11 protein-coding genes are annotated in these 13362 nt (G+C 71.0%); 8 read left to right on the plus strand and 3 right to left on the minus strand.

What is annotated here, in order from left to right; translation table 11 throughout:
- Positions 1–144: 144 nt before the first annotated feature.
- From RI138_RS13585 to RI138_RS13600, 4 genes are all read left to right on the plus strand, one after another.
- Complete coding sequence (locus RI138_RS13585) at positions 145–837, plus strand: phosphotransferase (RefSeq protein ID WP_311120112.1); 693 nt, start codon at positions 145–147, stop codon at positions 835–837.
- A 184-nt stretch (positions 838–1021) separates the two neighbouring features.
- Positions 1022–1993, plus strand: a complete 972-nt coding sequence (locus RI138_RS13590; RefSeq protein WP_311120113.1) for an ABC transporter ATP-binding protein — start codon at positions 1022–1024, stop codon at positions 1991–1993.
- Positions 1990–2970, plus strand: a complete 981-nt coding sequence (locus tag RI138_RS13595) for an ABC transporter permease (protein ID WP_311120114.1) — start codon at positions 1990–1992, stop codon at positions 2968–2970. Before RI138_RS13590 ends, RI138_RS13595 begins: the two co-directional genes overlap by 4 nt.
- 61 nt (positions 2971–3031) lie before the next feature.
- Positions 3032–3436: a GntR family transcriptional regulator gene (locus RI138_RS13600; protein ID WP_311122891.1), complete on the plus strand. Its 405-nt coding sequence runs from the start codon at positions 3032–3034 to the stop codon at positions 3434–3436.
- A 44-nt stretch (positions 3437–3480) separates the two neighbouring features.
- On the opposite strand, the gene RI138_RS13605 is transcribed toward RI138_RS13600, so the two are convergent.
- A complete protein-coding gene (locus RI138_RS13605; protein ID WP_311120115.1) occupies positions 3481–5658 on the minus strand; it encodes a serine/threonine-protein kinase in 2178 nt (725 codons plus the stop codon).
- Between the two features lie 652 nt (positions 5659–6310).
- On the opposite strand from RI138_RS13605, the gene RI138_RS13610 reads away from it, so the two are divergent.
- Together RI138_RS13610 and RI138_RS13615 are read left to right on the plus strand one after the other, a co-directional pair.
- Entirely contained in the window at positions 6311–7525 is a 1215-nt protein-coding gene (locus RI138_RS13610; RefSeq protein ID WP_311120116.1) for an MFS transporter, read from the plus strand.
- Between the two features lie 37 nt (positions 7526–7562).
- On the plus strand, positions 7563–8489 hold the full coding sequence (locus RI138_RS13615; RefSeq protein WP_311120117.1) for a LysR family transcriptional regulator: 927 nt from the start codon (positions 7563–7565) through the stop codon (positions 8487–8489).
- A gap of 66 nt (positions 8490–8555) precedes the next feature.
- Here RI138_RS13615 and RI138_RS13620 read toward each other — a convergent pair whose 3' ends face one another.
- Together RI138_RS13620 and RI138_RS13625 are read right to left on the minus strand one after the other, a co-directional pair.
- Positions 8556–8930 carry a peptidase inhibitor family I36 protein gene (locus RI138_RS13620; protein ID WP_311120118.1) on the minus strand — a complete coding sequence of 125 codons (375 nt, stop codon included), beginning with the start codon at positions 8928–8930 and terminating at the stop codon, positions 8556–8558.
- 185 nt (positions 8931–9115) lie between these two features.
- A complete protein-coding gene (locus RI138_RS13625) occupies positions 9116–9913 on the minus strand; it encodes an MmyB family transcriptional regulator (protein ID WP_398862936.1) in 798 nt (265 codons plus the stop codon).
- Between the two features lie 293 nt (positions 9914–10206).
- Here RI138_RS13625 and RI138_RS13630 point away from each other — a divergent pair, with 293 nt between their 5' ends.
- The gene (locus RI138_RS13630) at positions 10207–11115 is read left to right on the plus strand and encodes an NADP-dependent oxidoreductase (protein ID WP_179500175.1); all 909 of its coding nucleotides are present in this window, start codon (positions 10207–10209) and stop codon (positions 11113–11115) included.
- 280 nt (positions 11116–11395) lie between these two features.
- Positions 11396–13282, plus strand: coding sequence for an AMP-dependent synthetase/ligase (locus RI138_RS13635; protein ID WP_311120120.1), 1887 nt, complete (start codon positions 11396–11398; stop codon positions 13280–13282).
- The last annotated feature ends 80 nt before the right edge of the window (positions 13283–13362 follow it).

The raw sequence follows: 13362 nt of genomic DNA on the forward strand, positions 1-13362 counted from the left end.
GCGTTATGGGGCGCTCTCGGGGCCATGGATGCCTCCCGGCGCCCGGCTCCGCCCGGTCAGCGCCCCCGGACACCACCCCCTGAGCACCGGCCGGGGCCGGAACGCCTCTCCCCTTCCCTCCGGCGCCCGGGTAGCTTCAGCCCCATGCACACAGGGCAACTGCTGGGCTCGGGACGCACCGCCGACGTGTACGCACTCGACGGCTCCTGGGTCCTTCGCCGCTACCGCGACCACACGGACAGCACCGAGGAGCTGGCGGTGATGGCGTACGTCGGCGCCTTCGGCTTCCCGGTGCCGCGGATCGGCCTGCCCATCGAGGGGGCCCGCCCCACGGACCTGGTGCTCCAGCGACTGTCCGGCCCCACCATGGCCGAGGCCCTGCTGGCCGGGACGCTCGGTGTGGCCGAGGCGGGCGCGCTGCTGGCCCGGCTGCTGCGCGAGCTCCACGCGATTCCGCCCCGGGTGTCGGCGAACCCGGAGGACCGCGTGCTCCACCTGGACCTGCATCCGGAGAACGTGATGCTGACGGGCGGGGGCGCGGTGGTGATCGACTGGTCCACCGCGGCGGAGGGCCCGCCCGGCCTGGACCGGGCGATGTCGGCGCTGACCCTGGCCCGGACCGCCCTCGACCCCGCGTTCCCGGCCGGGCCCCAGGTCCGTACGCTGCTGGCGGCCCTGCTCGCGGAGCTCGCCGACGACGGCGGCGCACCCCTCGCCGACCTGGCCCTGGCCCGCACCCGCCAACGGGCGAACCCGCACCTGACGGAGCACGAGCGGGGCTGCCTGGAGGAGGCGGTGGGCCTGGTGATCGGGTGCGCTCCTGAGGGGCGGGCGTGAGCATCGGCCCCGGCCGTGACAACGAGGACGAGCATCACCCGTAGCGCTCTCCCGACCCCTGGCGATGCCCCCGTCTCTGGCGCCCCCCACCCCCCACCTTGCGCGCGGCTGCCCCGCGCTTGACAGCCATCCCTCCTCAACACCATGATTCCATTAATTGACTAGTGGAATCGAGGCGAGGCGCGTGGCGTACACGAGCACTCCGAACGGGACTTCGGGGACCCCGGGGACTCCGGGCCATCCGGGCAACTGGGCGCTGGAGGCCCGCGGCCTGGGCAAGCGCTACCGGCGCGGCTGGGCGCTGCGCGACTGTTCCTTCCGGATTCCGACCGGACGCATCTGCGGTCTGGTCGGCCCGAACGGGGCGGGCAAGAGCACTCTGCTCGGGCTTGCGACCCGCCAGGTGCAGCCGACGGCCGGCGAACTGCGGATCTTCGGCGTACCGGTCCACGACCCGGCCGTCATGCCGAGGTTCGCCTTTCTGGGCCAGGAGAAGCCGCTGTTCAAGCGGTTCACCGTGGCGGACACCCTGCGGATGGGCGCCGAGCTGAACCCCGGCTGGGACGCGGCGGCCGCCGACCGGATCATCCGCTCGGGCAATGTCCCGCCGCACGCGAGGGTCGGCACGCTCTCCGGCGGCCAGCGCACCCGACTGGCCTTCGCGCTCGCCTTCGGCAAGCGGCCCGAGCTGTTGCTCCTGGACGAGCCGATGGCGGACCTCGACCCGCTGGCCCGCGACGAGATGACCACCCTGCTGATGGCGGAGGCCGTCGAGCGCGGGACCACGGTCGTGATGTCCTCGCACCTGCTGACCGAACTGGAGGACATGTGCGACTACCTGCTGGTCGTCGCTGACGGCCGGATCAGGATGGCCGGTGACGCCGACGCGCTGGTCCCGGCCCACGCACTGGTCACCGGGGTGGCCCGGGACGGCGCCCTGCCGGCGGAGCTCGACCACCACACCGTGGTCGAAACCCGCCTCCAGGGGCGGCAGTTCCGGGCGATGATCCGACCGAAGGGCCCCCTTCCGGCCGACTGGGAACGGGTCGAACCCTCCCTGGAGGAGGTTCTCCTCGCCCATCTCCGTTCCCCGGACGCGCCCTCGCTCTACACCCAGGGCGCCCGCGTCGAGGCCGAAGGGACCCAGGCCGCATGAGCAGCACCACCACCCTCACCGGGACGAAGCCCACCGGACTCGGCTCCGGGCGACGTCTGTTGCGCGGAATGCCGTGGCTCGTCGTACGCCAGCACCGGACCGCGATGGTCTGCGTCCTCGGCCTCACCCTGCTGGGCGCACTCTGGATCGTGTACGAACGCCACGAGCTGATCCAGGTGCTCGACGCGGCCGGCTGGCCCGGGAAGGACGCCGGCGACCCGCTCCAGGGCGACCGGGGCTACGGCTACATCACCACCATCCTCGGCGGCCTCCCGCTGATCCTCGCCGTCTTCGTCGGCGCCCCGCTGATCGCGGGCGACCAGGAGAACGGCACCGCGCAGCTGGTCACCACCCAGTCCGTGACCCGCCGCCAGTGGCTGACCGCCAAGCTGGGGCTGGCCTACACCCTCGCCCTGGTCTCCGGTCTGGTGCTCTCGGCGCTGTTCACCTGGTGGTGGGAGCCGTACCGCTCCCTCTTCCCCAGCCAGTGGATCGACGGCACGATCTTCGACAACACGGGCCCGGTCCTGCCCGCGTTCCTGCTCTTCTTCACCGCCGCGGGCATCACCATCGGCTGCCTGGCGCGCCGGGTGCTCCCGGCGATGGTGGTCACGTTCCTCTTCACGGTCGTCGCACAGTTCGCCTGGGACGAGGTACGCGTACGCCTCGGCTCCACGCAGATGTTCACGTACCCGATGGACAGCGAACTCCCGGCCCGCTTCAGCGAGTCGCACGAGGTGGACCGCTGGGTCGGCAACGCCAACGGGGAGCTCTTCGGCTGGGGCACCTGTGCCGAGGCGACCGAGAAGGCACAGAACGCGTGCATCGAGGAGCACGGCATCGTCAACGACGTCATCGAGTACCTCGACTACAGCCAGATGGCGGCGATGCAGTGGACCGCGGCGGGTCTGCTGCTCGCCGGAACGGCCCTGCTCACCGCGTTCACCCTGTGGCGGGTCTCGCGCCGTCCGCTGTAGGCACGACCCCGTCCCCCTGCGTCCCGTCCCCCTACGTAAAGTGTCGGCAATCGAGCGGAAGGTGAAGTCCGTGGTCGTGTTCCGCATCGACCGGCGCAGCGGAGTGGCGACGTATCTCCAGATCGTCCGCCAGGTCGAACAGGCGCTGCGCATGGGGGCGCTGGAGGAGGGCGACCGCCTGCCCACCGCCGCCCAGGTCGCCGCGACCACCAAGGTCAACCCGAACACGACCCTCAAGGCCTACCGCGAACTGGAACGCGCGGGCCTCGCCGAGGTGCGCCAGGGCGCGGGCACCTTCATCACCCGCTCCCTCGCCCAGCCCCAGTCCGGCCCCGATTCCCCCCTGCGTGCCGCCCTCGCCGACTGGATGACCCAGGCCCGTACGGAGGGCCTCACCGGCCAGGACGTCACGGCCCTGTTCCGTTCGGCGTTCGAGACGGCCTACCCGGGGGAGGCGGCGGACTGACCGGGCGGGGCTCCGCTCCCGTACGGCCAAGGCCGCCGCCTCCCTCAGCCGCGGTTGTAGCGGTACCCGCTGCCGTGGGCGGGGCCGACGTTGTGGAGGATGCCGGACCCGTCGACGGCGAAGAACGAGGGGTCGTTGTCCTGGCACATGCCGGTGGAGCGCACCTTGTCGACGACGGCGGTACCGACATTGATGCGCTTCCCGCCGCTCGCCACGGAGGTCAGCTTCGCGGTGTACTCGCAGTGCCCCGGGCCCTGTACGTCGGCGATGAGGGTGACCGCGCTCTGTCCCGGGGACACCCTCCGGATGACCACCGTGTGGGGCTGGAGGGCGTTGTACTGCGACGCGATGGACCAGGTCCCGACGAAGTGCTGGGGCACCCGGTTGTCCGGGGCCGGGGTGCCCGGGTCGGGGGCGGGCGGCTTCGGAGCGGTGCCGGAATCCCCGCCGCCGGAAGCACCGCCCCCAGTCTGCGTACCGCCCCCGCCGGAGGCCCCTGAGCTCCCGGAGCCGGAGCCGGAGCCTGAGCCGGACGAACCGCCACCCGAGGCGGCGGAACCGCCACCGCCCGAGCCCTGCCCGCTGTCGGCTCCCCCGCCCGAGTCCTCGCCGTCGCCGTTGTCCTTGCCCTTGTCCTTCTCTTCCTCTTCGCCCTTCTCCTTGTCGCCCTTCTTGTCGTCCTTCTCGTCGTCCTCGTCGCCGGGCTCTCCGGAAGGCGACGCCGGCGGGGCGGAGGGGGCATCACTGGCGCCGGGAGGGACGGTCGCCCCACCTCCCCGGGCATCGGTGCCGCCGGGGTCCCTGTTGAGGAAGGCCATGCTGCCGCCTGCCACCAGGACGGCGACGACCGCGGCAGCCACGACCCACGTACGCCGACGCGGCCGTCGGGACGGCTCCGCGGCAGCCACGATGCCCGTCGAGGGGGAGGGCGCGGAGGAGGGCGAGGGGGCGGGGCCGGGGTCGGGCCCTGCCTTCGGCTCCGAGTCTGAATCCGGCTTCGGCTTGGGCTCCGGCTTCGGTTCCGGCTTCGGTTCCGGCTCTGACGCCGACTCACCCTCCAGGTCCGGGGTCGGGGTCGGGGTCGACTCGGCTTTCGGCCCGGGGTCAGCCGCCGAATCCGGCCGTAAATCGACTGTGACGACGTCGGGCCGGGAGGGCACGAGGGGATCGCCGACGGCAGCAGCCTCAGGCTTCTCCCCCGGCTCAGGCCCCTCCGCCTCGGCCCCCTCCGGCACTTCCGCATCCAGCAGCAAAGCCGCCTGCTGAGCCAGACGGGCCAGGAGCTGCGGCGGCAGCCAAGCGCCACGCAGCACTCCAGAGGAACCGGAGGTACCGGAGGCGCCCGAACCCGGCCCATCCAAGCCCTGCGACGGCACCAGGCTCTCCAGCAGCAGGTCCACATCAGGCCGTTCTGCGGGCTTCTTGATCAGGCAGCGCCCGATCAGTTCACGCAGAGGGGCGTCCGTCACCGCCGCGAGGTCCGGAGCGCCCTCGACGATCCGGTACATCACGGCGTGCTGGTTGCTGGCGCCGTTCCCGAACGGCAGGGTCCCCGTGGCCGCGTACATCAGCACGCAGCCGAGGGCGAACACATCCGCCCCGGCCCCGGTCTCCTCACCGAGGATCTGCTCGGGCGCCATGAAGCCGGGTGAGCCGATGACCATGCCGGTGCTGGTCAGCAAGGACTCGACGGAGACCTGGAGCGCACGGGCGATGCCGAAGTCGATGACGCGGGGGCCGTCGACGGTGAGCAGGACGTTCGACGGCTTCAGGTCACGGTGGACGATCCCGGCGGCGTGGATGCCGCGCAAGGCCCTCAACAGCCCCTCGGCCAGAGCGCGCACCGACTCGGCGGGCAGCGGTCCGTGCTCGCGGACGGCCTGTTCCAGGGAGGGGCCCGGAACGTAACCGGTGGCCACCCACGGCCGCGCGGCGTCGGGGTCCGCGTCCAGTACGGGGGCGGTGTAGCGCCCACCGACCCGGCGGGCGGCCTCGATCTCCCGGCGGAAGCGCGCCCGGAACTCGCCGTTCGCGATGTGCTCCTCGTGCACCACCTTCACGGCCACGGTACGCCCGCCCCCGGACCGGGCCAGATAGACGCGCCCCATGCCCCCCGCACCGAGGCGGCCGAGCAGTGGATAAGGCCCGATCCGGGACGGATCACCCGTCACGAGCGGCTGTATGCCCTCCATGGCCGTGTACCGCTCGCTGTCCTTGCCCATGCCCATACTGACCCGATCCCCCCATGGCCGGTCCCCCCGCGGTCGTTCGCGCCCGCCCAGAATAGGAGCCCGGCACACCGACCACGAGGCGGGCACCTCCTTCCGGCCGCCAACGGGCCTGCGCACCACCCCATTTCGCCACGTCACATGCGCCCCGCGCCCGCGTCCACGAGCAACGGCACCCGGGCGAATACCTCTTGGCCCAAGGCCCGAACGGTGCTCTGCTGGGACTTCCGACATCCAGGCGCCCCATGCCCGCCCACATGCCTGGCCGAATGCCCGCCCGCGTACCAGCTCGCCTGCCCGGCCGCGTGCGCCCGCGTGATACCGCCCTCATTCCCCACCGCCACCGCCACGATGTCCGCGCATTATCCGCGCATTCACTTTCGACCGTGTGACCGGCATCTCATGAATCGCCGCCCACCGCGGCGACCTGGGGGCATGCAGAGAAGACATGGAAGATGCAGGCCATTGGCTTGTGTCCAGAGCATGCGCTGTATGTAATTTCTCCGCTTGCAGGTCCCGTGCAATCAAGAACGCACATCAGCTGCAAGACGGAGAAATGCACGACCCGCCCCCTTCGCGAACTGCCCGACGCCTTGGCAACGTCGAATGAATTGGCCACCACCGAAATGAACATGGATTTCCTCGGATGAGCGTCACAGAAAAGACAGCCGCGCCGCAGGGACAGGACGGCCGCGGCAGGTTCATCCCGCTCCTCGCGCTGGGCACGTTCGCCCTGGGAGTGGATGCCTACGTGATGGCAGGGCTGCTGCCCCACGTCTCGTCGGACCTGCACGTCCCGGCGTCGGCGGCCGGGCAGATAGTCACCGTCTTCACGCTCTGCTACGCACTGGGCGGGCCCGTCTTCGCCACTCTGCTGGCCAAACGGCCGGCGAAGGTGGTGCTCGGCGTGGCCCTGGTCGTCTTCACGATCGGCAACGCCATGACCGCCCTCGCCCCCACCCTGGCGGTCCTCCTGATCGCCCGCGCGGTGGCGGGCATCGGCGCGGGCGTGTACTCCCCCATAGCCGCCGCCACGGCGGCGGGCCTCACCACTCCGGAACGCCGTGGCCGCGCTCTCGCCACCGTCATGGGCGGGTTGAGCATCGGTACGGTCATCGGTGTCCCGGCCGGAATGCTCCTCGCCTCGCACGTGGGGTGGCGCGGCACGCTGTGGCTGATCACCGCGCTGGGCGTGGTCGCCCTCATCGGCATCGTACGGCTGCCGAAGATCGAGGTGAGTCCGCCGCCTCCGCTGGGCCGGCGGGTGCGCGCCCTCGCCGGCGGCCGGATCGCCGGTATCGTCTGCGTCTCGCTGCTCGGCGGCATCGCCAGCCTCGGCCTGTACACCTACCTCGCCGAGTTCCTCCTCGACGCCGCCCACACCGACCGGACAGTCTGGGCCATGTGGGCCTGGGGCGCGGGAGGCATCGTCGGCAGCCTCCTCATCGGCCCCGTCGTGGACCGGACCCGCCGCCCCTTCGCCGCGGTCACCTGCATCCTGGTCCTCATCGTGGCGAGCCAACTCGTCCTGCCCGCCGCCGCGCACGCCTCCGCGGCCTGGGCCGTCGTCCCGCTGGTGATCTGGGGCGCGGCAGGCTGGGCCGTACAGGTCCCGCAGCAGCACCAGCTGATCGCCGCCCAGCCCCGACAGGCCACCGTCGCCGTCTCGCTGAACAGCTCCGCCGTCTACCTCGGCAGCGGTATCGGGTCCGCGCTCGGCGGCCTGATGCTGGGCCTCGGCGCGGCCCCGGCCTCGCTGCCGTACTACACAGGAGCCCTCACCGTGGTCGCCCTCGTTCTGCACCTGACGGTGGTACGAGGCGCCGTCCGGCGCGGGGAAAGGGCCACCCAAGCTCCCTGACCTGGGCAAAAACCCACCCCTGGCTAGCATTGTCCCCATGGATATCGGACTGCGTCATTTGCGATGCTTTCTCGCCCTGGCGGAGGAACAGCACTTCACCTGGGCCGCGGACCGTCTCGGTATCTCCCAGCCCACCCTCAGCCGCCACATCCAGCGCCTGGAGGGAGCACTGGGCCGCGCCCTGGTGGACCGCAGCACCCGCCACCCCACCCTCACCGCGGAGGGACACCGCCTTCGGGCCGACCTCCAAGTTCTCCTGCCCCAAATGGAATCAGCGCTCCGGCCCGCCGAGCCGCAGTCCTCACTGCGACTCGGCTACGCCTGGGGCTTCCCCCTCCGGCGCGGCCGCCAGGCGCAGGCCACGCTGGAGGAACGCGACCTCGTCCTCGTGCAGACCGTACGCCGGGACGACCGCACCGCCGGACTGCGCGAGGGCGCCGTCGATGCCGCCCTGCTCTGGGGGGCCGTCCACGACCCCCGCCTGGTCACCACCGAGGTCCTGCGCGAGCCGCGCATCGCGGCGGTCTCCCGGGCCTCCACCCTGGCGGTGCGCGAGCGCGTCACCTGGCGCGAACTCGGGCGCCGCTGCATCGTCGTCAACACCGTCAGCGGCACACTCACCCCCCAGGACTGGCCGGCCGACGCCACCCCCGAGATCGGCGCGAAGGCCTCCAACATCGAGGAGTACCTCCACGCCGTCGCCGGCCGCCGCGGCGTCGGCGTGCTGCCGGTTTCGGTGGCCGCACAGCACCCGGACCCGGACATCCTCTACCTGCCGCTCTCGGGCGCCCCGCCAGCCGTCCTCACCTACGCCTACCCGCGCACCAACCCCCACCCCCACGCCGCCGCCTTCGGCCGCGCCCTGCAAGACCCCCGCCCCGGCCGCACCGCACGCCCAACCGCCTCCCCCCTCCCCGCCGCCGACCGAAGGCGGGCCGAGAACCGCGCCCGACCCCGTACGTGAGGGGCTTCGACGCGATCCCGGCGGGGGAGGGGAGCGCCGCACCGGAGCGCTCAACGGTTCAGCAACTCAGCACTCGCCGCGCCAGACGACCTTCTTCGCGGTCACCCCGACGTAGTTCGTCTTGTACGGGACATCGAAGGGGTAGTGGAAGCACTTGCTGAAGGTCCTGCCCTTGTACTGCCAGGTGAAGGTGACGTGGTCGTAGCCCGGCTGCGGACTGCCGTTGTTGTAGACGGACTTGATGCCGTTGATGGTGCCGGACCAGTTGCCGTACTTCGGATACATCGTGCCGGTCTGGTTCGATCCGGTGTACATGCAGAACGCGCCCTTGGGGCAGGCGGCGGTGGCACCGGTCTCCCCGGCGGTGGCGGTTCCGGAGAAGCTGACGGTCGCCGCCAGTACGCCGGTGGCGGCGAGCATGCCGATAGTGCTCCTACGCATGGTGTGTACCCCCTGTGATCAGGACTTGCGGACCTGACCAGGATCTCCGCGGGCCGACAGGGACGGAACCTCTGACAACAGAGGGTCACCTCCCCCCCTCCCTGCCCCGAGACCTGCGCATCGCAAGGCCCCCGGAACCCGAGAAGACAAGGGCGCGAGCCGGGCCGTGCCGTGTGACCCCGCCCCTACTGTCGTGCGCTTGTCGCCGCCCAGCTGCCCAGCAGCTTCAACGCGCCTTCCGCGGTGCCGCAGGGAGCGGTGAAGACGACGAGCGACTGGCCCTCGTCGCCGGGCAGGGCGAGGGTCTCGTAGGCGAGGTCGAACCGGCCGACCACCGGGTGGTCGAAGGTCTTGGCGCCATGCGTCTTCTCCCGGACTTCCTGCTCCGCCCACCACCCCCGGAACTCAGGGCTGTGGTCACTGAGTTCCGCGACGAGGTGCCCCAGACGTGCCTGGTGCGCATGGCGGGCGGCTGAGAAGCGCAGGAACCCGACGGTCTGGCGGGCGACCTGCTCCCAATGCGGGTAGAGGCTGCGGGCCTCGGTGTCCAGGAAGATGTAACGGGCGATGTTCAAGGTGCCCGCCGGGACACCGGCGGAGCCGGGGATCAGGGCCAGGGCGAGGTCATTGGCGGCGAGTACGTCCATGTCGAGGTCGAGGACGTACGCGGGCACGGCACCCACGGCATCCAGAAGCCTGCGGACCTCCGGACGCACCCGCTGCGCCTCGGGGGACAGGGACTCGCCCGCCCGGTGCTGCGGCGGGCGGGCGAGAGCGTACAGATGAGCCCGCTCCGTCGCGTCCAGGCGCAGCACACGGGCCAGCGCGTCCAGCACGGAATCCGAGGGGTTGGTCGCGCGGCCCTGCTCCAGACGCGTGTAGTAGACAGTGCTCACCCCGGCAAGTTCCGCCACCTCCTCGCGGCGCAGACCCGGCACCCGCCGTCGGCCCAGCACAGGGACGCCCGCGGCCTGAGGCGTCACGTGCGACCGCCGTGAATGGAGAAATCTGCCCAGCTCACGCGCCTGCTTCACGGCCACCCCTGGTTCGTCCTCGTCGGAGCGGGCCGGTCCTTCCCACCACCACCGACGTCAGTATGCCCTCAGTGGAAGGCGCCGTCCGGTCCCCGTCAGTACCACCCTCCACGGTCTGGAGGGTGGTACTGACGGGGTAATGGCTGGCAGGGCTTCTCCGGTCCACGGTTGAGCACAGTGCGTACCGCACAGCCGTCGCCCCTGAGGCCGACGGCTCGTTTCAGACTTTAGGAGCACCGGTCATGCGTGCAGTGGTCTTCTCCCGTTACGGCGACGAAAGCGTCCTGGAACTGACCGAGCAGCCGGTACCAGCCGCCGCGGACGGGGAGATCCTGGTCAGGGTCCGGGCGGCCGGGGTCAACCCCGTCGACTGGAAGTTCCGTGAAGGCGCGGTCGGCACGGACCGGCCCTTCCCACTGGGGATGGGCTGGGATGTGGCAGGGACGGTCGTCACGACGACGACGGCTGACGGCCCGGCCGCTGGTGACGAGGTCTTCGGCATGCTGCCCCTGCCGTACGGCGGCGCCTACCAGGAGTACGCCGTGCTGCCTGCCTCAGCGGTGGCGCCCAAGCCTGTCAGCCTGTCGTTCGCGCAGGCCGCGGCCGTCCCCCTGGCGGCCCTGACTGCCTGGCAGTCCCTCGACACCGCGCAGGTGACCGCTGGGCAGCGGGTTCTGGTGCACGCCGGCGCGGGCGGCGTCGGCCACTTCGCCGTACAGCTCGCCAAGTACCTCGGGGCGCATGTCTCGGCCACCGCGTCGCCGCGCAACCTCGACTTCCTGCGTCGGCTCGGCGTCGACGAACCCGTGGACCGCACCTCGGACAGCCTGCACGCCATCGAACCGGTCGACGTCGTCATCGACACTGTCGGCGGCCGGACCCAGCGGGAGTCGTGGCCGCTGCTGCGTCCGGGCGGGATGCTCGTCACACTGCCGGAACCGATCGACGAGGCCTACCGCGTGCCGGGGACCACAGGGCGGCGCGTCATCGTCGCCCCTGACGGCCAGGCACTGCACCACATCGGCAAGCTCATCGACACCGGAGTCGTTCACGTCGAAGTCCAGGACATTCTGCCCCTGGAGAAGGCGGCCGAGGCACAGCTGATCAGCAAGACCGGTCAGGTCCGCGGCAAGCTCGTGCTCGGCCTGTAACCGGACTCACGGCCTGGGCGGGCTGACCGGCCGGTCGTCGACGCGCCGCAAGCGGACCCCGACCGCGTACGAGACGGCGGCCGGGATTGAACCGGCAGCGGGAAGCGCGGCCTGGCGCGGGCGGCTCCTTGTGCACCCGCCCAGGGTTCGGCAGGGCGACCAGTGAAATGCCTTCTTCCCTTACGCATCGGCGGGCGCGCGCCCTACTGTGACCCTTGCTTGCGAGTTACCTGTCAGTTAACAAGTCGTTTGATGGGCGCACCCGGGCCCGGAGGTCAACATGAGTTCCGCGCAGTCCCCTCGTGAAAGACGCCCGGATTCCGTGGCGCACATCCTTCTCTCCAGAGTCGAGGCCACCCCCGACCGGGAGGCCTACCGCTACCCCGCGCCGGCCGACGACGGCGTTCCCGGCACCGAGCAGTGGCGCTCGCTGACATGGGCGCAGACCGCTGAGCGGGTCAGGGCGATCGCGGCCGGCCTGCTCGACCTCGGAGTCCAGTCCGAGGAGCGGGTGGCGATCTCCTCCTCCACCCGGGTGGAGTGGATCCTGGCCGACCTGGGCGTCATGTGCGCGGGCGCTGCGGCCACGGCTGTCTACCCCAGCACGAACGCCGATGAGACGGTGTACATCCTCTCCGACTCCGGCAGCCGGGCGATCTTCGTCGAGAACGCCGCCCAGCTGGCCAAGGTCGTCCCCCACGCCGACCGCCTGCCCGAGCTGGGCCACGCGATCCTCTTCGACGCCGAGGCGGACATCCCTCAGGTGGAGGGGCTCACGGTGCTGTCCCTCGCTGAGCTGGAGAGGCGGGGCACGGCGTACCTGGCAGAGCACCCCGACGCGATCGAGGAGACGGTCCGGGCCATCGAGCCGGAGCAGCTCGCCACCCTGATCTACACCTCCGGCACCACCGGCCGGCCGAAGGGCGTGCGCCTGGTCCACGACTGCTGGTCCTACCAGGCCGTGGCACAGGAGTCCTGCGGGCTGCTGCGCTCCGACGATGTGCAGTTCCTGTGGCTGCCGCTGTCCCACGTCTTCGGCAAGGCCCTGATCTCCGGTCAGATCAGGACGGGCCACGTGATGGCGGTGGACGGACGGGTCGACCGCATCATCACCAACCTGCCCGCCGTACGCCCCACCCTAATGGCGTCCGCCCCACGGATCTTCGAGAAGGTCTACAACGGCATCGCGGGAAAGGCGAGAGCCGAGGGGGGCGTCAAGTACAGGATCTTCCTCTGGGCGGCGAAGGTCGCCCGCGACTGCGCCAGGGCCGGACAGGAGAGCATGGCGGAATCCGGAAGACGCCGCGTGCCTCTGTCACTCGCGTTGCAGCACGCCGTCGCCGACAGGCTGGTGTACGGCAGGATACGCGCGGCCTTCGGAGGCAATCTGCGCGCCAGCGTTTCGGGCAGTGCCGCACTCGCCCCCGATATCGGCTACTTCTTCGCCGGCGCCGGCGTGCGCATCCTCGAAGGCTACGGTCTGACCGAGACCAGCGCGGGCTGCGTCGTCAACCCCTCCGAGGACAACCGGGTCGGCACGGTCGGCACGGCGCTGCCCGGCACCGAGGTCCGCATCGCCGAGGACGGCGAGATCCTGTTGCGGGGCCCTGGCATCATGCGCGGCTACCACAACCTCCCCGAGAAGACCGCGGAGGTGCTGGACAGCGACGGCTGGTTGCACACCGGCGACATCGGCAACAGGGACCAGGACGGCTTCATCCGGATCACCGACCGCAAGAAGGACCTGTTCAAGACCTCCGGCGGCAAGTACGTGGCGCCCACCGAGATCGAAGGCCGCTTCAAGGCCGTCTGCCCGTTCGTCAGCAACATCCTGGTCATCGGCGACGGCCGCAACTTCTGCAGCGCCCTGATCACCCTGGACGAGACCGTGATCATGCCGTGGGCGGCGGCCCACGGCCTCGGCGGCCGCAGCTACGCCGAGGTCGTCTCCTCACCACAGGTCCACGAGCTGATCGATGGCTTCGTCCAGCGGGTCAACGACGACCTGCAACGGTGGCAGACCATCAAGAAGTTCTCGGTGCTGTCGCGCGACCTCGACATCGAGCACGGTGAACTCACCCCGAGTCTCAAGGTCAAGCGGCCTGTCGTCGAGCGCGAATACGCCGAGGTCATCAAGGAGATGTACGAGGGTTCCCGCGAGGCCTGACCGCCGTCCCGTCCCGTCGTCCCCGGGGCAGTCGGCAACCGGGGGTGAAGGGGGCCCTGCATCGGGCCCCCTTCACCCCC

The sequence above is a fragment of the Streptomyces durocortorensis genome, from assembly GCF_031760065.1.
GTDB lineage: Bacteria > Actinomycetota > Actinomycetes > Streptomycetales > Streptomycetaceae > Streptomyces.